This window comes from Pseudomonas sp. CP-1, from assembly GCF_021213715.1.
Classification (GTDB): Bacteria; Pseudomonadota; Gammaproteobacteria; order Pseudomonadales; family Pseudomonadaceae; genus Pseudomonas; species Pseudomonas aeruginosa.
Window position 1 is genome coordinate 18,511 of record NZ_JAJQKY010000024.1, and the last position, 16,570, is coordinate 35,080.

Genomic DNA, 16,570 nt, shown 5'->3' on the forward strand with positions numbered 1-16,570 from the left:
ATGCGTTTGCGCCACAGGCCATGGAATTAGCCGACAGGAAGGGTATCCTTTGCACCTTTTAAAAAGCCCCGGTCTAGAGGGATACAGAGGAGTGGTGCGGATGCGATTTGCGGGGATCAGTGGCTGCCTCTCGGCAGCGGTGTTGGCGCTCGGGGTAGGGGGAGCGCCGGTGGTTCGGGCCGATGCGCTGGGCGATAGCCTGGAGCAGGCGCACATCCGCAAGGCGACCTTCGCCGCGCCGGCCTGGGAAGGCTATACCAACGCCGACGGCAGCGGTCTGTACTGGGACCTGCTGAAGCAGGTCTATGCGCCCTACGGGCTCGACGTGAAATTCATCAGCATGCCCTGGAACCGCGCCAACAAGCTGATGACCGCGGGCTCCATGGTCGATGGCGTGCCGGGCGAGATCCCCGGCGTTGAGGGCAAGCTGTACGCCCAGTTGCCGATCGACATCGAGTACCACGGCGTGATGCATGCGGCGAAGACGCCCTTTTCCGGCCGCGCCAGCCTCACCGGCAAGCGCGTCGGCTGGCGCCATAGCTACAACCTGATCCCCGCGGAGCAGCGCGACTTCACCCTGGTCGAGTGCGTCCGCCCCGAGCGTTGCACCGAGCAGGTCCAGAACGGCGAGCTGGATTTCTTCCTCGACGAGCCGGACGAACTGGAAAAGCAGCGCAGCGAAGCGCATCTGCCGGCCGATGCCTATCCGATCGCGCAACTGCCGCCCGGCAAGGAGTCCTTCATGACCTTCGCCGACAGCGCCAGCGGCCGGCTCCTGCGCGAGGTCTACGACGCGCGGGTGCGGCAGATGGCGGCGTCCGGCGAGCTGCGGGCGCTCTACCAGCGCTGGAACAGCGAGGTGCCCGGCGCCGTGCAGGCCCTTTCGGCGCAGTGATGCGCCGCTCATTTCCACCGCGGAGCCTTTCCGGGGCTTGCGCGGCGGGAATGAAACGCCTAGGATTCGCCCTTCATTTCCCCCACTCACGCACCGCAAAGGAGGTTACATCGATGATTCAGTTCTCTACCCTTTGCAGGCTGCGCCTGGCCTAACGGCCACCGAAACCTACCGCTCGACCCCCTGCACCGCTGAACGATTCCCGCCCTTGCGTCCGCGCAAGCTTCCGGCGAGAGGTCATCGGCTGCCGCGGTCACCGCTCCCCAGGTTTTCACTTCTCCGTTAGACGCCCTTCGCCCTTCCGCGAGTGCCCGCTCGGCTTCGGTCTGCCCCCCGGATCTACCGTTTCAATCACATGGATTGGATTATGGGCAACTACATCAAGCCTTTGTCCGCGGGCGTCGCACTGATCGCCTCGGACAGCACCTGGATCGAAGGCAAGGCGATCCAGCAACTGCAAACCACCGCCGAGCTGGACGGCATGCGCCGCGTCGTCGGTCTCCCGGACCTGCATCCCGGTCGCGGCTATCCGGTCGGCGCGGCGTTCTTCTCCGTCGGCCGCTTCTACCCGGCGCTGGTCGGCAACGACATCGGCTGTGGCATGGCCCTGTGGGAAACCGGCCTGACCCCCGGCAAGCTGTCGGCGGACAAACTGGAAAAGCGCCTGGGCAATCTCGACCTGCCGCTGGACGAGACCTGGAACGATTGCATCGAAGCCCTGGAGCTGCCGGCCCGCGAGCACTGGCGCGCGCTCGGCACGATCGGTGGCGGCAATCACTTCGCCGAACTACAGCAGGTCGAGACCGTGTTCGACCAGGCTGCCCTGCACGCCCTCGGCCTCGATGCCGATCGCCTGCAACTGCTGGTGCACAGCGGCTCGCGCGGGCTCGGCCAGGCGATCCTGCAAGAGCATGTCAGCCTGCACGGCCACGCCGGCCTGCTCGACGGCAGCCTGGAAGCTTCCGCCTACCTGGCGCGGCACGCCGATGCGTTGCGCTTCGCCGAGGGTAACCGCCAGCTCATCGCCCGGCGCATTCTCGAACGCTTGCGCTGCGACGGCCTGGAACTGCTCGACGTCAACCACAACCTGGTGGCGCCGGCACAGGTCGATGGCGTCGACGGCTGGCTGCACCGCAAGGGCGCCACCCCGGCCGACCAGGGTGTGCTGGTGATCCCCGGCTCGCGCGGCGACTACAGCTACCTGGTGGAGCCCGTGCCGAGCGCGCAGAGCCTGTTCTCCCTGGCCCACGGCGCCGGTCGCAAATGGCAGCGCGGCGAGTGCCGGGAACGCCTGGCGGCGCGCTTCAGCGTCGACCAGTTGGGCCGCACGCGCCTTGGTAGCCGGGTGATCTGCGGCGACCGCCAGTTGATCTACGAGGAAGCGCCGGAAGCCTACAAGGGTATCGACTCGGTGGTCGGCGCGCTGCTCGAAGCCGGCCTGCTGCGCCTGGTCGCCCGCCTGAAGCCGGTGCTGACCTACAAGACCCGTGGGGAGTGCTGCCGATGATCCTGCTGCAACTCTCTGCGGCCCAGGGGCCGGCGGAATGCTGCCTGGCGGTGGCGAAGGCGTTCGAGCGGCTGTGCCTCGAGGCGGCGCAAGCCGGCGTCGAGGTCGAGGTAATCGAGGAGGTGGCCGGCGAGCGTCCGCGCACCTGGCGTTCGCTGCTCCTGGGGCTGCGCGGCACTGCCGCCGAAGCGCTCGCCGAGCGCTGGTGCGGCGGTATCCAGTGGATCTGCCCCAGCCCCTACCGGGCAAGGCATGCGCGCAAGAACTGGTTCATCGGCGCGGAGCGCTTCGCCGCGCCGCCGGCCAGTCTGGAGGGCGAGATCCGTTTCGAGACCCTGCGCTCTTCCGGCCCCGGCGGCCAGCATGTCAACACCACCGACTCGGCGGTGCGCGCCACCCACCTGGCCAGCGGCATCAGCGTCAGGGTGCAGAGCCAGCGTAGCCAGCACGCCAACAAACGCCTGGCGATCCTGCTGATCGCCCGGCGCCTCGCGGATCAGGCGAGCAGCGCGGCCGACGCGCTGCGCGCGGAGCGCCGCCAGGCCCACGGCCGGATCAGTCGCGGCGCGGCTCGCCGGGTATTCCGCGGCGAGCGTTTCGAGCCGGCCTGAGCGGCTCAGTCGCCGAGCACTTCCTTGCGCAGCTTCACCGGCTCTTCGCCCCGTTTGCGCGCGGCGGCGCCGCGCATGCGGATGTTCAGCGCCTCCACGGCCAGGGAGAAGGCCATGGCGAAGTAGACGTAGCCCTTCGGCACATGGACTTCGAAGGCTTCGGCGATCAGCACCGTGCCGACCACGATGAGGAACGACAGGGCGAGCATCTTCAGCGACGGGTGCTTGTCGATGAAGTCGCTGATGGCGCCGGCACAGAGCATCATCACCAGTACCGCGACGATGATCGCCGCGACCATCACCGGCACGTGGGAGACCATGCCGACGGCGGTGATCACCGAGTCCAGGGAAAAGACGATGTCGATGATCGCGATCTGGATGATGGTGCCGATGAAGCCGCCCGCCGAACCCTTCGGTTCCTCGCCGCTTTCTTCCTCGCCTTCCAGGCCCTGGTAGATCTCCGAGCTGCTTTTCCAGAGCAGGAACAGGCCGCCGAAGAACAGGATCAGGTCGCGTCCGGAGATGCCCTGGCCGAACAGGTGGAAGAGGTCGGCGGTCAGGCGCATGACCCAGGTGATCGACAGCAACAGCAGGATCCGCGTCACCATCGCCAGGGCCAGGCCGAAGAAGCGGGTGCGTGGCTGCAGGTGCTTCGGCATGCGCCCGACCAGGATCGAGATCATGATGATGTTGTCGATGCCGAGGACGATCTCCAGGGCGGTCAGGGTGAAGAACGCAATCCAGATTTCCGGGCTGGTCAGCCATTCCATGAAGCGGTCACTCGTCTCGGTCAGTTACTGAACAGGGGGAACAGGCCCAGCAGCAGGGCCATGGCGAGGATCGCCAGGCACACCAGCACGGCCCATTTCAGGGTGAAGCGCTGGTGGTCGCCGAAGTCGATCTTGGCCAGCCCCACCAGCAGGTAGGTGGAGGGCACCAGCGGGCTGAGCAGGTGCACCGGCTGGCCGACGATCGAGGCGCGGGCCATTTCCACCGGGGTGATGCCGTATTCGGCGGCGGCCTGGGTGAGGATCGGCAGGACGCCGTAGTAGAAGGCGTCGTTGGACATGAAGAAGGTGAACGGCATGCTCACCAGCGCGGTGATGGTCGCCAGGTATGGGCCCAGCGCCGGCGGGATCACCGCCAGCAGGCTCTTGGACATGGCGTCGACCATCCCGGTGCCGGAGAGGATGCCGGTGAACACCCCGGCGGCGAAGATCAGCGAGACCACCGCGAGAATGTTCTCGGCGTGCGCGCCGATGCGCTTCTTCTGCTCCTGGATGCACGGGTAGTTGACGATCATGGCGATGCCGAAGGCGATCATGAACAGCACCGGCATCGGCAGCAGGCCGGCGATCAGGGTCGCCATCAGGACCACGGTGAGAATGGCGTTGAACCACAGCAGCTTGGGCCGGCGCGCCTCCGGATACTGCGACACGCTGATCTCCGCCAGGTCCTCGTGGTCGGTGGGCAGGTGCAGCTCGCCGAGACGGGCGCGCTCGCGCTTGCCGTAGATCCAGGCGATGGCGAAGATCGCCAGCAGCCCGGCGATCATCGCCGGGATCATCGGCACGAAGATATCCGCTGGGTCGACGTGCAGGGCGCTCGCCGCGCGTGCGGTCGGGCCGCCCCAGGGGGTCATGTTGAGCACGCCGCTGGAGAGCATGATCAGGCAGGCCATCACCAGCGGGCTCATGCCCAGGCGGCTGTACAACGGCAGCACGGCGGCCACGCAGATCATGTAGGTGGTCGAGCCGTCGCCGTCGAGGGAGACGATCATCGCCAGCGCCGCGGTGCCCAGCGAGACCTTCAGCGGGTCGCCCTTGACCAGCCGGAGGATCTTGCGCACCGCCGGGTCGAACAGCCCGGAGTCGATCATGATGGCGAAGTAGAGGATCGCGAACATCAGCATCACGCCGGTCGGCGCCAGGGTGCGGATGCCGTCGAGCATCATCGGGCCGAGGCCGGCGGCGAAACCGCCGATCAGGGCGAAGGCGATCGGGACCAGGATCAGCGCGATCAGCGCGGACAGGCGCTTGGTCATGATCAGGAACATGAAGGTCGCCACCATGGCGAAGGCGAGCAGGGTCAGCATGGGTTCACTCCGGGGAAGACGGCGGACGGGCGTGCGGCGTGCGGTCAGCAGGCGGCGGGCGGGAGGCGTCGCGCGGACGGAGTGCGGCTGTAGGCGTGTGCGGAACGGGGCATGGCAATCACCATTGTTGTTTTTGTACGGGTAAGCGGGCGTCTCATGGACGCGCCGTCGTGACCGGTCTTCTGCCGGTGGTGGGCGGATGCTACGGCGGGAAGCTTTCAGGCAGCTTTCGCTGGATAACGGCGGGAAACGTGCGGGTAATTTCGGATATGTGGTCGATCAGGGCTGCCGCGCGAGGAGCGCCGCGGCCAGTTGCAGGTCGCTGTACCCGGCGTATTCCGGGGCCTGGCGCAGGACCTGCAAGGCCGCCTGGAGGTACGCGCCACGGATCGCACCGTCGCTGGCGACGAAGCTGGCGGCGTCGTCCCGCGCCTGGACGAGCTTGTCGCCCTCGTCAGCGCTGGACTCCTGTGCGCTGACGGTGCTGCCGATGAACGGGCCGACGGTGGTGACGGCCGCCCAGAAGAAGGTGGCGGCGCCGGGTTCGTCGTCGAATTCGGGAAACACCTTGATGAAACCGAAGGCCGGTTGGCAGAGCAGGCAGAGCGCCGTGAGGGCGGCGGCCACGCGTCCTGTCGTCATGGGCTTCCTTGCAGCACGAGGAGTACGCCGACCAGGGTGGCGCCGGAAAGCAGCGTTTGCAAGGTGATGATGCCCGCCATCAGGTGGCCGTCGCCGCCCAGTTGGCGGGTCAGCACATAGGCGGTGGGCGCCGTCGGTAGGGCGAAGAACAGCACCAGCACGGCGCTTTCCATGCTCGGCAGGCCCAGCCCGCGAGCGATGGCGAAGGCCAGCAGGGGCATCGCCAGCAGCCGCGCCGCGCAGTTCCAGCCAAGGGCCGCGACTTCGCCGCCGAGTTCCTGGGGTTTCAGCGCCGCGCCGACGCACAGCAGGCCCAGCGGCAGGCTGGCCACCGCCAGCAGGTTGAGCAGGCGATCGCTGCCGCCGGGCAGGCCGACGCCGGCCAGGTTGACCAGTGCGCCGGCGAGGCAGGCGAGGATCAGCGGGTTCTTCAGGATCGGCAGCAGCAGCGCGCGCAGGCTGATGCCGCGCTCGGCGGTCAGCGCCCAGACCGACATCACGTTCACCGTCGGCACCATCAGCGCCAGCATCAGCGCGGCCAGGGTCAGCCCCGGCTTGCCGTACAGGCTGCCGACCGCGGCCAGGCCGAGATAGGTGTTGAAGCGCAATACGCCCTGGGCGATGGCGCCGAAGCGCCCGGCGTCCCAGCCGCGCCAGCGCTTGCAGAGCAGCAGGGCGAGCCAGGCGACGCCGAGCCCGAGCAGTACGGCCAGGGCCTGGCGGGCCAGGCCGGGGTCGTCCAGCGGCGCGGTCGCCAGGTTGCTGAACAGCAGCGCGGGAAACAGGATGAAGTAGTTCAGGCGTTCTGCGGCAGGCCAGAAGGCTTCGCCGGGAAAGTCCCAGCGGCGCAGGGCGTAACCGCCGACGATGAGGGCGAACAGCGGCCAGAGGGAGTAGAGCAGAGCGGTCACGGGCACCCCCGGATAGTGGAATCCGCTCATCTTGCGAGGTGGCTGCGGCACAGGGCAAGTCCGGCTTATGCTGGCACTCCCGCGAGGAGGATTCGCCATGCCCGAGACCCATACCGGCGGTTGCCATTGCGGCTATCTGCGCTACGCCGTCGCCGCGCCGCTGGACGATGTCGCTCACTGCCACTGCTCGATCTGCCGGCGCACCACCGGCGGCATCGTCACCACCTGGGCCACGGTGCCGCGCGCGGCGTTCCGCTGGCTGGCGGGCGAAGCGGCGGAATATGCCTCGTCGGCCAGCTGCACGCGCTACTTCTGTCCGCGTTGCGGGGCCAACCTGGCGTTGTTCACCCGGCTCAGCGCCGATACCCTGGACTTCACCGTGGCCAGCCTCGACCATCCCGAGCGCGCCCCCGCCAACCGGCACATCTGGGTCGGCAGCCGCCTGCCATGGCTACACCTCGACCCGCAGTTGCCCGAAGAGGACGAGGAGTTCATCGCCGGAGCGGACGACCCGTGAGCGAAGACCGGAGCTGGCACCTGTAGGGTGAATAACGCAGAGCGTTATCCGCCGTCTGCGAGGCGCTGGAGGATCGCCCGGGAGCATGCGTCCTGCAGGCGCCTCCCTCAGGGCAGCATCAGCCCGCCGGCCGCCTTGTGCAGCTCGCGCAGGTGCGCGCCGACCTCCTTGATGTTGGCCTCGTTGGCTTCCAGCTCGGCGCGGCGCTCGGGATCGAGCAGGGCGCGGACCTCGCGGTCGAGGTCGTCGCTGAGCCGGCGCAGGCGCGCCTGGCGTTCGCGGGTCTGCTCTTCCAGGTGCTTCCACTCGGCGGCCTGCGGCAGGCCGTAGCCGCCCTCCAGGAGTTCCGCCGGACGACTGAGGAAGCCGCTGTCGTCGAGGATCTGCTGGAAGGTCTTGCCGGCCACTTCCAGGCGCTGGTCGCCGGCCGGCTTGTCCAGATGGCCGAGGTACAGGCGCTTCAACTCGTCCTGGGCGAGCAGCAGCTGGCGCCGCAGCGAGGCCTGCTCGAGCAGCAGCAGCGCGGCGCTGGCGCGCAGGTCGGCCTTGGCGAACCAGGGCTGGCGCTCCCTGGCCGGCAGCGCCAGCCAGTCCTCGACCTTGTCCTGGGGAATGTGCAGGCGCTGCTTGAGCACATCGAACATCGCCTGGTAGCGGTCGCGGAAGGAGTCGAAGCGGTAGCCCAGGCGCAGGGCTTCCTTGGGGTCGTCGAGCACGCTGGGATCGGCCAGCTTGCGGTTCTCCAGCATCTCGAGCACGCCGTAGGGGGTGATGCTGTCCAGGCTTTGCAGCGGTCGCCGGGGGATGCCGCTGCGCAGCAGCTTGAGGGTTTCCACCGCGCAATTGTTGGAGATGAAGTAGTACTGACCGTCGTAGCTCCAGTGACTCTGCGCGGCGCGTTCGACCAGGCTGGCGACCTCCTCGCGGTCCAGCTTCAGCGGCACCGAGGCGAGGCTGCGCAGCTCGACCTTGGTGTATTCCTCGATCACCTGCGACAGCGGCAGGACGAACAGGCGCGACGGATAGGCGCCGGTCAGGCCGTCCCAGCTGGACAATTGCAGGTCGCCGACGAAGGCGCGGTAGGACAGCACCAGATGCTGGTCGAGGTCCAGCCGGCAGTCCGGCCCACGCGGCCGGCCGGGGGCGCAGATCACCAGGCGGAGCATGGTGTGGCCCCAGCGGCTGACCAGGTTGTCGTTGGCCTCGGCCAGCAGGTAGTCGACCTCGTAGACCCGCTCGGGGTCGAGCTGGCCCAGCGGCTGCTGGCCGAAGTCGCGGCCGGCGTTGAGGTAGGCGAAGCTCTGCGCACAGGCACTGTGTTCCGGCGCCCAGCCGAAGCGTTGCTGGTAGTAGCGGTAGAGCGCCGGGCGGCGGCAGGCGTAGCTGGGATCGAGGAGGAAGTACTCCATGTTCACCGCGACGAACTCGCGCGGATTGCTCAGCTCGTAGACGTCCGGGCTGCGCAGTACGAAGCCATTGTGCGCCTCGCGCCGCCCGCGCTGGCCGGCGCGCTGCGGCCAGCCGGCGAGATCGAGCAGGCGCGGGTCGTCGGAGAGCGTGAAGCGGCGCCCGCTCTGCCCGCGGCAATCGGTGGGCTGGGCGATCCGGCCGAGGGTTTCTTCCTGGCGCGTGCAGCGGCGGATCTCGCGTTTTTCCTCCGCCGACCACAGGCGCGCGCGATCGTAGACGTGGGTCAGCTCGTGCAGCAGGGTCGCCAGCAGCTCGCGCCGCTCGGTGCCGTGCACGCGCCCGGTCTGGCGGCTGGCGGCGCTGCCGTCGGTAAGATCGGACAGGTACTTGCGGTTCAGCGCGATGCGCTGCGGACCACGGGCCTGGCCCATGCCGTTGGCGGGCAGGTCGTCGCGCCACTCGACCTCGATCTCGCGGTCCAGGCGTTCGCGGAAGGCCGGCGGCAGCTTGTCCGCGGCTTCGTCCAAGAGTTGCTGGCTGGCCTCGCGCTGCGCAGGGTCCAGCCCAGGCGCGTCGAGTTTCAGGCGCAGGGCCGCCGTCGCGTTGCCGGCTCCGCAGAGGGCCAGCGCCAGCAGCCAGGCGCAGGCCTTCCTCACAGGGCGAGAATGGCTTCGGCAAGTACCTGGTCGGAGGCTTCGCGGGCTTCCGGCAGACGGCTGCGCAGGGTCCGCATCGCGGCTTCCAGCTGGGCGCCGCGAATGGCGCCGTCGCTGGCGACGAAACTGGCGGCGTCGTCGCGCGCCTCGGTGACCACTTTCATGTCGCGCACGGAAGTGGTGGTGTCGGAAGTGAAGTCGATGCTGCGGTCGAGGGCGCGGACGATGATATTGCTGGTCGCGACCACCGAGCGTGCTTCCGCGGCCGTGGCGCAGAGCGCCAGCAGCAGGGCGGCGAACAGGGGGCTATGACGCATGGAGCTACGGCGCATGGAGGTTCTCCGGAACGGTGGTGATCGCCTATTGGGCAAGAATTGCTTCGGCCAGTTCCTGATCGCTGGCCGCCAGCTCGGGGTGCGCGACACGCAGCCAGCGCAATGCCGCTTCCAGGCGCGCACCGCGGATGCTGCCATCGCTGGCGACGAAACTGGCCGCATCGCCCCGGGCATCGCGTAACAATTTGTTCTCGAACGGCGTGCTGGTCAGCTTGCTGGTGACGTAAAGAGACTTCGCGGTGAACGCCGTCGTGGTATCGAAGGCGTGCGCAGCGGGCGCCAGCAGGCAACAGAAGAACAACGAGAACCGGTAACGCATGGGGTTGAGCGGAATAGGACTGGAACAGCCGCCAAGGCTAACGGAATGTGCGGCGCGGAGCCAGTGTGGCCGGTCGGCCGGGTCATCGCCGCAGCCGGGCGGCTGCGGCGGCGGGACGGGCGACTCAGATGGTCAGGATCGCCTGGGCCAGTTGCATGTCGTTGGCGGCCAGGCTCGGCAGCTTGCCACGGATGTGGCGCAGTGCGGCTTCCAGGTGCGAGCCGCGGATGTCGCCCTGGCTGGCGACGAAGCTGGCGGCGTCGTCGCGCGCTTCGAGGACGATCTTGTCGTCGCGGAAGGAATTGGTGATGTCCGAAGTGGCATTGGAGGTCATGCCGGTAGCGCGGACCAGGGTATCCGTGGTGACCACGAAGCTGCTGGCGAACGCGCTGGAGGCGCAGGCGAGCAGGGCAGCGGCACCGATCAGGCGCAGACGTTTCATGTGAGTTGCTCCGAACGAAGTCAGCGTAGACGGCCGCATCCGCGCGGCCGTGTCAACGCTGAGACTAACCAACTGTGCGCCACGTCACCAGCGGCTCAGCGCCAGAAAGGTTTCGAAATCTCTACGTAGCGTTCGCTCGGGCTGATCGCCAGGTCGGCGAGGTCGTGTTCGGACATTTGCGCAAGATGCTTGCGCGATCGAGCGTTTTGTCGCCAGGAATTCAATTTTTCCAGCAGGGCGGCGAGATGTGGATGGGCAGCCGGGAGACCGCTGGAGCTCCCGGCGTGCGGGTGCGGGGATGTCCTCATCGTGCGTTCCTTCCCATCCCGGGGATGGGGGCGGGGTGTGGAACCTCATGATGCGCCGGGACCGCTGGCTTGCTCAGGGGCAACCACGCGGGAGTTGGACGGAACAGTTCGGTGGCCCCGGCAACTGTTCCGCCCGGCTGTAGCGGAACTGTTCCGGTGGCTCTACGCCTGGGCGGGCTTGCGCGCGATGATCACCTGGCTCTTGGCGACCACGGCGTCCAGGGCCTGCTTGATGGCCGGGCCGCGCGGCGAGTCGAGCAGCGCCTGCCAGGTCCTGGCCCAGTGTTCGAGGAGGGGATGGTCGGGATTGCCGAAATCGACCTTGGCCTCCCAGAACAGCAGCATCCACAGCGACCAGTAGAAGCCGTAGCGGCTGTGGCTGAGGATTTCCAGCCCGGCTTCGCGCACCAGTGCGGCGAACTGCTCCTCGCCGAGCACGCGGATGTGGTTGGGCTTGCGGAAGTATTCGTCGGCGGCGAAGTCTTTCTGCAGGTCTTCCGACGTGGGATGCGGCACGCTGAGCAGATAGAGTGCGCCGGGCTGGCCGACCCGCACCAGCTCGGCGAGGAACTGCCGCGGATCGTCGACGTGCTCGATGACCTCGGTGGAGACCACCCGGGTGGCCGTGGCGTCAGCCAGGGGCAACGGGTCGCAGTCGCTGACCAGGCATTCCAGTTCGCAGGCCGGGGTATCGGCCAGGCGCTCGCGGGTCCTGGCGATCTTTTCCGCGTCGATGTCGGCGATGATGATGCGAGCGCCGCGCATGGCGCAGAAATGAACGTTGCCGCCGTCGCCGCACCCCACGTCGAGCACGGTGTCCTCGGCGGAAATCGGAAAGCCGCTGAACAGCTCGTCGGTCTCCTGGTTGAACCAGCCGCTGAGCACCGCGTCGCGCAACCCGAGCATGTACGGGTCGACCGGCGCGGGGGTGGGTGGCGCGGCGACGGGCTCGGTGGTGGGGCTGGGCGGCGAGACGATCTTCTTGAGGAAGTTCAGCATGAGGTGGCTCCGGAAGTGGTGGCGACGCGGCGGGCGGCGCTCAGGCGCTTGACCAGGCGGGAGCCCAGGTCGCGGCAGGGGCTCTCGACGAAGCGGTAGTTGAGCTCGCTGAGTACGACGATCAGGACCAGGCTGGTGCCGAGCAGCGACAGGGGCCGCTCGCCGGCGTCCCAGCCCAGGCGGAAGCAGAGTTCGCGGCTGAGATAGAACGCCGGGATGTGGATCAGGTAGATCGCATAGGAGCGCGCGCCGACCCAGACCAGCAAGCGCTTCAGCGGCCCGTTGGAGAGCAGGTAGTCGCGGTCGTAGGAGGCTATCCACACCAGCAGTCCGCACAATAGCGCGATGGCGCCGATCCGCACGGCGACCAGGCTGTACGCTTCGCTGGCCAGCACGCCCAGGGCCGCGGCCACGGCGACCAGCAGCAACGGCCCGCTCCAGGCGCGGCCCAGCAGGGTGGGGTTCCAGCGGGCATAGTCAGGCTGCAGGGAGGCGAGGGCGAGCAGTACGCCGATGGCCAGGGCGTCGGTGCGCAATACCATCAGCAGCGGTGTGCGCAGGCTGAAGAACTGGACCAGCACCAGCGCCAGCAGGGCCCAGCCCAGGTAGCGACGCAGGCAGAGGATCAGCAGCGGCAGCAGGAGGTAGAACTGTTCCTCCAGGGAAAGGCTCCAGTAGACGAAGCTGGCACCGTATTCGTAGCGGTAGAAACTGTCGGCGAAGCGGAAGTTGGCGACCTGAAGGAAACCGGCGAGGCTCGCCGCGAGGTTGGCCGACAGGCTGCCGAAGGCTCCGGAGCGGTTCAGCAGCAGGCAACAGGCCAGGATCAGCGCCAGCCACAGCCAGGCCGAGGGCAGCAGGCGGAAGGCGCGGCGGATCCAGAAGTACCGCGCCTGTTCCCAGAATGCCTGGCGTGTGGGCGCCTCGCGCAGTTGCGGGATGAGGGTGCGGGCGATGACGAAGCCGGAGATGGCGAAGAACAGGTCCACGCCCCACCAGAACTGGACGCGCTGGTTGATGCCGTCCAGCAGTGCCGGGGAGCCGCTGAACAGGTTGCCGTGCAGATGGTGGAATACCACGCCGAGCACGGCCAGCCCGCGCAACAGTTCGATGTCGAGGATGCGTTTGCCGCTCATGTCCGCGACGATCCGGGGTCGAGCGGCTTGCGCGCGATGATCACCTGGCTCTTGGGCATGAAATGGTCGAGCAGGTGCTTGATCTCCAGACCGTCGGGACGGGCCAGGAGGTTTTCCCAGAGCCGTGCCCAGTCTTCCATCAGCGCCGGGTAGGGCGGCTGGATACGGTCGCGGACGGCGCCGCCGAGCTCACGGCCGGCGGCCCGTTCGCTGGCCCAGAAGAAGATCATGCCCATCACCCAGAAGAAGCCGCTGGCCTGGCGGTGCTCGATGACCAGCCCGGCGTCCTGCACCAGGCGCGCGAAGTCGTCGCGGGAGAAGATGTGGATGTGGTTGGGCGCCCGGAAGTAGTCGGCCGGGGCGATGCCCTGCTGCAGGTGTTCGCCGACCGGGTCCGGCACGCTCAGCAGGTACTGCGCGCCAGGGCGCCCGAGACGCACGAGTTCGGCCATCACCCGCGCTGGGTTGGCCACGTGTTCGAGCACTTCCATGCACACCAGCTTGTCGGCGCAGGCGTCGCGCAGCGGCAGCGGGTCGCTGTCGCTGACCAGGCCGGTGAAGGGCCGCCGGGCCACTGCCTCGACCTGCTGCGCCAGGCTCCGCACCTTGTCTTCCTCGCTGTCGGTGAAGATCACCGAAGCGCCCTGGCGGGCGGCGAAGAGGGTGGCGACGCCTTCGCCGCAGCCGAGATCGAGCAGGGTGTCCTGGGCGCCGATGGCGAAGCCGGCGAGCAGTTCGCCGGTTTCGCTGCGGAACCAGCCATCCAGCACCGCATCGCGCAGACCGCACATGCGTGGCGACACCGGTTCGCTCGCCGCAGCGGGACGGGAACGCCAGCGTTGGAGCAGGGCGCGGATCATGCCGGGATGCTTTGCAAGGCGGCGGGGTCGCCTTGTGCCGCTTCGTCGAGGAAGCGACGCAGGCGCTCCACGGCCAGCTTGCGGCTGCAGAAGCGTTCGAGGCTGGCGCTGGCATGCGCGGACATGCGTGCGTAGCGCTCCGGCTCCTGGCGAGCGACCTCGAAACTGGCCCGGTAGGCCCGGCACAGCGACTCCCAGTCGGTGATGTAGCGCAGCGTGCGGTAGGCCGCGCGCGGGTCGTGGGGCCATGCGGTGGCTTCTTCCGAGGAGTCGACGATGAAGGCGTTGTCGGCGTCGATGTAGTCGATCATCGCGGTATTGCGCGGAGCCACGGCCGGCTTGCCGCTGGACATGAACTCCATCAGCGGCAGGCATTGGCCTTCGCCGTAGGAGGTGTTCACCACGTAGCTGGTGGCCTCGACCAGCCGCTCGTAGTCCGGGTCGGCGAGGTAGCCGTGGATCAGCACGATGCGGCAGCGGTAGGACTGGTTCTTGTACAGGTGGTGAAGCATGTCGGCCAGCGCTTCGCCGACGTTGTGGTGGGTCAGTTTCAGCACCAGGGTGGCGTCGGGCTCGTCGCGGAAGGTGGCGCAGAACGCGCTGATCATGTCCTGCCAGTTCTTGCGCCCGTCGTAGGGGTTGAACACCGAGGTGTAGATGACCCCGTCGAGGCTCAGCTCGACCTGTTTCGCCGCGCGGTCCGGCAGGGCCAGGACCTCCGCCGACGGCTCGGGGTCGGCATGGACGGCCAGGTCCAGCTGGCGGCTGTCCACCAGCAGGCCGTCCAGGCGCAGGCGCACATCCCGGGCTTCGGGACGGCCCGCCTGCTGCGAGGCGCGGTTGGCGAAGCGATCCCAGACCGGCGCCGGCACGCTCAGTACCGGGTAGTCGCGACCCATGGCGGCGCGCACCACGTCGACCGTGAAGCTGGAATGGGTGATGGCCCGTCCGCTGTGGCGCAGCACGTGTCGCCAGTCGTGGCGCGGTTCGCCGTGCCAGGTTTCGCTGGGCAGGGTGCTGAACTCCCAGGCGAACACCGGGATGGTTGGGCAGGCATGGTGGATCGGCGTGCGATGGGGCGGCGAGAAGGAGAGGAAGACGCAGGGTTCGCCGCGCTTGCGGCAGTCGTGGTAGAGGCGGTCCACCAGTTCGTCGGGATCGCTGACTTCGACCACCTGGCCGATCTCTTCCAGCAGCGGACGGAATTCCTTGAGGACGAAGTAATAGCTGTACTCCGGGCGCCCGAGGTTCTGCCGGATGGTGGTCTTGTTGGTCTCGGAGTGGATGATGATCAGCATGGAACGTTGCCTGTGGCGGTGGCCGCCAGTTCGACGCCGGGCGCAGGGGTTGCCTTGCGAGCGGAAAGGAAGGGTTCCAGGCGCTGGCGGACCACGTCGCCGGCGCAGTAGCCGCGCATGCGTTGGTTGGCCGCGGCGGACAGCTGCCGATAGCGCTCCGGCTGTTCCCGGGCCACCCGGTAGCTCTCCAGGTAGGCCTCCTTCAGGGACTCCCAGCTCGGCCGGTAGCGCCGGGTGCTGTACAACCGGCGCGAATCCTGCGGCCAGGCCGCGGGCTCCTGGCTGGAGCGGACCACGAAGCCCACCTGGGCGTCCATGTAGTCGGCCATCGCCGAATGGTCCGGAGCGATCGCCGGGGTGCCGCAGGACATGAACTCCATCAGCGGCAGGCACAGGCCCTCGCAGCGCGAGGCGTTCACGTAGTAGCTGGCGGCTCCGTACAGACGGGCGTACTCCGCGGCGTCGAGATAGCCGTGCAGGGCGATGACCCGGCAGGCGAACGGCGACAGTTGGGAAAGCAGGGTGAGCAGTTCGACGTGGTAGGTCGTCAGGTCGCTCTGGGTCATCTTCAGCACCAGCGTGGCATCGCTGGTGTCGCGGAATGCCCAGCAGAAGGCGGTGATCAGGTGATGCCAGTTCTTGCGCCCGTCCAGCGGATTGAACACCGAGACGTAGACCACCCCGTCCACGACGACCTGCTGGTGCTGGTCGACGTCCGGCAGCAGCGCCGGCGGATGCTCGGGCTCGGCGGGCGGCATCGGCTCGGTGGCCTGGGGCAATGGCTCCGGCAGCGTTTCCAGCGCCGTTGGCGGGTGCGGCAGCGGCTGGCGCAGGTGACGGAACAGCCAGCGGCGTACCGGCATGGGTACCAGGTCGCTGACAGCTTCCCGGTACCACAGCAGCAGGTAGTGCTTGCTGATGACCAGTCGGCGCCTCCAGTCGAGAGGAACCGGCTCTGGCTCTGGTTCTGGCTCAGGGACCGGTTCGGGCTCGGGCTCGGCGGGCGTCTCGGGGAGGACCTCGAGGATCTCGTCCTCGGTCTCTTCCCTGATCGGTGCGATGAGGCCGTCGGCGGAAAGGCCCAGCAGGCGGCTGTCGATGACGCAGCCCTTGAGTTGCAGGGTCTCGCCGGACTTGACCGGATTCCGTTCGCCTTGCTGGCGGATCGCGGCGAACTCCTCCCAGATCGGCGTAGGCAGCGCCAGCACCGGAAAATCTTCGCCCAGCACCCGGCGAACCGCGTGGGCAGTCTGCTCGGAGAGGGTGATGGCTGCGCCATGGCCGGCCAGGACCTGGCTCCAGTCCTGCGCCGGATCGCCGTCCCACGCCACGTCGGGAATCGACTCGAACTCCCAGGCGACCACGCACAGCATCGGGCATTGCAGGCCCCGCGCCGCCTTGTGCGGCGGGGTGAAGGAGAGGAACAGGCAGTCTTCGCCCTGTTCATGCAGTTGCCGATAGAGCGGGTCGACTTCGTCCGTGCTCTGTACCAGGTGGACCTGTCCCAGCGATTCGAGGATTGGCCGGTAGGCCTTGAGGACGAAGTAGTAGCTGTATTCGGGGCGACCGAGGTTGTGGCCGATCGAGCGCTCGTTGATATCCGAGTAAAGGATGAAATTCATGGCATCT

The 16,570-nt window shown here is 67.9% G+C and carries 18 protein-coding genes; 4 read left to right on the forward strand and 14 right to left on the reverse strand.

Annotated features, from left to right (window positions below):
- Positions 1–94: 94 nt before the first annotated feature.
- The 3 genes from LT948_RS29200 to prfH all read left to right on the forward strand — a co-directional run bounded on the left by LT948_RS29200 (position 95) and on the right by prfH (position 3,013).
- Positions 95–895 (forward strand): ABC transporter substrate-binding protein, encoded by an 801-nt coding sequence (locus tag LT948_RS29200; RefSeq protein ID WP_073657449.1) that lies wholly within the window; start codon positions 95–97, stop codon positions 893–895.
- Between the two features lie 367 nt (positions 896–1,262).
- Complete coding sequence (locus LT948_RS29205) at positions 1,263–2,402, forward strand: RNA ligase RtcB family protein (protein WP_033996093.1); 1,140 nt, start codon at positions 1,263–1,265, stop codon at positions 2,400–2,402.
- Positions 2,399–3,013, forward strand: coding sequence for a peptide chain release factor H (gene prfH / locus LT948_RS29210; RefSeq protein ID WP_003158566.1), 615 nt, complete (start codon positions 2,399–2,401; stop codon positions 3,011–3,013). Before LT948_RS29205 ends, prfH begins: the two co-directional genes overlap by 4 nt.
- A 5-nt stretch (positions 3,014–3,018) precedes the next feature.
- Here the strand turns inward: prfH and LT948_RS29215 are convergent, their stop codons facing one another.
- The 4 genes from LT948_RS29215 to LT948_RS29230 form a co-directional block, all read right to left on the reverse strand.
- Positions 3,019–3,783 carry a TerC family protein gene (locus LT948_RS29215; RefSeq protein WP_003110368.1) on the reverse strand — a complete coding sequence of 255 codons (765 nt, stop codon included), beginning with the start codon at positions 3,781–3,783 and terminating at the stop codon, positions 3,019–3,021.
- A 20-nt stretch (positions 3,784–3,803) separates the two neighbouring features.
- Complete coding sequence (locus tag LT948_RS29220; protein WP_003096918.1) at positions 3,804–5,108, reverse strand: CitMHS family transporter; 1,305 nt, start codon at positions 5,106–5,108, stop codon at positions 3,804–3,806.
- Between the two features lie 279 nt (positions 5,109–5,387).
- Positions 5,388–5,750 carry a DUF2388 domain-containing protein gene (locus tag LT948_RS29225; protein WP_003102543.1) on the reverse strand — a complete coding sequence of 121 codons (363 nt, stop codon included), beginning with the start codon at positions 5,748–5,750 and terminating at the stop codon, positions 5,388–5,390.
- Positions 5,747–6,691, reverse strand: coding sequence for an AEC family transporter (locus LT948_RS29230; protein ID WP_003096914.1), 945 nt, complete (start codon positions 6,689–6,691; stop codon positions 5,747–5,749). The genes LT948_RS29225 and LT948_RS29230 overlap by 4 nt, the downstream gene beginning before the upstream one ends.
- Before the next feature lie 67 nt (positions 6,692–6,758).
- Here LT948_RS29230 and LT948_RS29235 point away from each other — a divergent pair, with 67 nt between their 5' ends.
- Entirely contained in the window at positions 6,759–7,178 is a 420-nt protein-coding gene (locus tag LT948_RS29235) for a GFA family protein (protein ID WP_003142121.1), read from the forward strand.
- 107 nt (positions 7,179–7,285) lie between these two features.
- Here the strand turns inward: LT948_RS29235 and LT948_RS29240 are convergent, their stop codons facing one another.
- The 10 genes from LT948_RS29240 to LT948_RS29285 form a co-directional block, all read right to left on the reverse strand.
- Positions 7,286–9,244 carry a DUF7844 domain-containing protein gene (locus tag LT948_RS29240; RefSeq protein ID WP_015503882.1) on the reverse strand — a complete coding sequence of 653 codons (1,959 nt, stop codon included), beginning with the start codon at positions 9,242–9,244 and terminating at the stop codon, positions 7,286–7,288.
- Positions 9,241–9,561: a DUF2388 domain-containing protein gene (locus tag LT948_RS29245; protein WP_003114112.1), complete on the reverse strand. Its 321-nt coding sequence runs from the start codon at positions 9,559–9,561 to the stop codon at positions 9,241–9,243. Before LT948_RS29245 ends, LT948_RS29240 begins: the two co-directional genes overlap by 4 nt.
- Positions 9,562–9,604: 43 nt before the next feature.
- Entirely contained in the window at positions 9,605–9,898 is a 294-nt protein-coding gene (locus tag LT948_RS29250; protein ID WP_003110362.1) for a DUF2388 domain-containing protein, read from the reverse strand.
- A 124-nt stretch (positions 9,899–10,022) separates the two neighbouring features.
- Positions 10,023–10,340: a DUF2388 domain-containing protein gene (locus LT948_RS29255; protein ID WP_003096907.1), complete on the reverse strand. Its 318-nt coding sequence runs from the start codon at positions 10,338–10,340 to the stop codon at positions 10,023–10,025.
- Between the two features lie 95 nt (positions 10,341–10,435).
- A complete protein-coding gene (locus LT948_RS29260; protein ID WP_003096905.1) occupies positions 10,436–10,648 on the reverse strand; it encodes a DUF1127 domain-containing protein in 213 nt (70 codons plus the stop codon).
- A 162-nt stretch (positions 10,649–10,810) separates the two neighbouring features.
- Positions 10,811–11,647, reverse strand: a complete 837-nt coding sequence (locus LT948_RS29265) for a class I SAM-dependent methyltransferase (RefSeq protein ID WP_073657443.1) — start codon at positions 11,645–11,647, stop codon at positions 10,811–10,813.
- Positions 11,641–12,783 (reverse strand): acyltransferase family protein, encoded by a 1,143-nt coding sequence (locus LT948_RS29270; protein ID WP_073657444.1) that lies wholly within the window; start codon positions 12,781–12,783, stop codon positions 11,641–11,643. Before LT948_RS29270 ends, LT948_RS29265 begins: the two co-directional genes overlap by 7 nt.
- Positions 12,780–13,643: a class I SAM-dependent methyltransferase gene (locus LT948_RS29275; RefSeq protein WP_003114110.1), complete on the reverse strand. Its 864-nt coding sequence runs from the start codon at positions 13,641–13,643 to the stop codon at positions 12,780–12,782. Before LT948_RS29275 ends, LT948_RS29270 begins: the two co-directional genes overlap by 4 nt.
- On the reverse strand, positions 13,640–14,941 hold the full coding sequence (locus LT948_RS29280) for a glycosyltransferase (RefSeq protein ID WP_003125903.1): 1,302 nt from the start codon (positions 14,939–14,941) through the stop codon (positions 13,640–13,642). Before LT948_RS29280 ends, LT948_RS29275 begins: the two co-directional genes overlap by 4 nt.
- Entirely contained in the window at positions 14,935–16,563 is a 1,629-nt protein-coding gene (locus LT948_RS29285; protein WP_096067852.1) for a glycosyltransferase, read from the reverse strand. Before LT948_RS29285 ends, LT948_RS29280 begins: the two co-directional genes overlap by 7 nt.
- Positions 16,564–16,570: the final 7 nt, after the last annotated feature.

What these genes read in the sequence shown, in the direction of transcription:
- prfH (WP_003158566.1), top strand. Translation starts at nt 2,399, where the DNA reads ATGATCCTGCTGCAACTCTCTGCGGCCCAGGGGCCGGCGGAATGCTGC.
- LT948_RS29270 (WP_073657444.1), bottom strand. Translation starts at nt 12,783, where the DNA reads ATGAGCGGCAAACGCATCCTCGACATCGAACTGTTGCGCGGGCTGGCC.
- LT948_RS29265 (WP_073657443.1), bottom strand. Translation starts at nt 11,647, where the DNA reads ATGCTGAACTTCCTCAAGAAGATCGTCTCGCCGCCCAGCCCCACCACC.
- LT948_RS29245 (WP_003114112.1), bottom strand. Translation starts at nt 9,561, where the DNA reads ATGCGTCATAGCCCCCTGTTCGCCGCCCTGCTGCTGGCGCTCTGCGCC.
- LT948_RS29275 (WP_003114110.1), bottom strand. Translation starts at nt 13,643, where the DNA reads ATGATCCGCGCCCTGCTCCAACGCTGGCGTTCCCGTCCCGCTGCGGCG.
- LT948_RS29260 (WP_003096905.1), bottom strand. Translation starts at nt 10,648, where the DNA reads ATGAGGACATCCCCGCACCCGCACGCCGGGAGCTCCAGCGGTCTCCCG.
- LT948_RS29205 (WP_033996093.1), top strand. Translation starts at nt 1,263, where the DNA reads ATGGGCAACTACATCAAGCCTTTGTCCGCGGGCGTCGCACTGATCGCC.
- LT948_RS29225 (WP_003102543.1), bottom strand. Translation starts at nt 5,750, where the DNA reads ATGACGACAGGACGCGTGGCCGCCGCCCTCACGGCGCTCTGCCTGCTC.
- LT948_RS29235 (WP_003142121.1), top strand. Translation starts at nt 6,759, where the DNA reads ATGCCCGAGACCCATACCGGCGGTTGCCATTGCGGCTATCTGCGCTAC.
- LT948_RS29230 (WP_003096914.1), bottom strand. Translation starts at nt 6,691, where the DNA reads ATGAGCGGATTCCACTATCCGGGGGTGCCCGTGACCGCTCTGCTCTAC.
- LT948_RS29215 (WP_003110368.1), bottom strand. Translation starts at nt 3,783, where the DNA reads ATGGAATGGCTGACCAGCCCGGAAATCTGGATTGCGTTCTTCACCCTG.
- LT948_RS29220 (WP_003096918.1), bottom strand. Translation starts at nt 5,108, where the DNA reads ATGCTGACCCTGCTCGCCTTCGCCATGGTGGCGACCTTCATGTTCCTG.
- LT948_RS29255 (WP_003096907.1), bottom strand. Translation starts at nt 10,340, where the DNA reads ATGAAACGTCTGCGCCTGATCGGTGCCGCTGCCCTGCTCGCCTGCGCC.
- LT948_RS29285 (WP_096067852.1), bottom strand. Translation starts at nt 16,563, where the DNA reads ATGAATTTCATCCTTTACTCGGATATCAACGAGCGCTCGATCGGCCAC.
- LT948_RS29250 (WP_003110362.1), bottom strand. Translation starts at nt 9,898, where the DNA reads ATGCGTTACCGGTTCTCGTTGTTCTTCTGTTGCCTGCTGGCGCCCGCT.
- LT948_RS29280 (WP_003125903.1), bottom strand. Translation starts at nt 14,941, where the DNA reads ATGCTGATCATCATCCACTCCGAGACCAACAAGACCACCATCCGGCAG.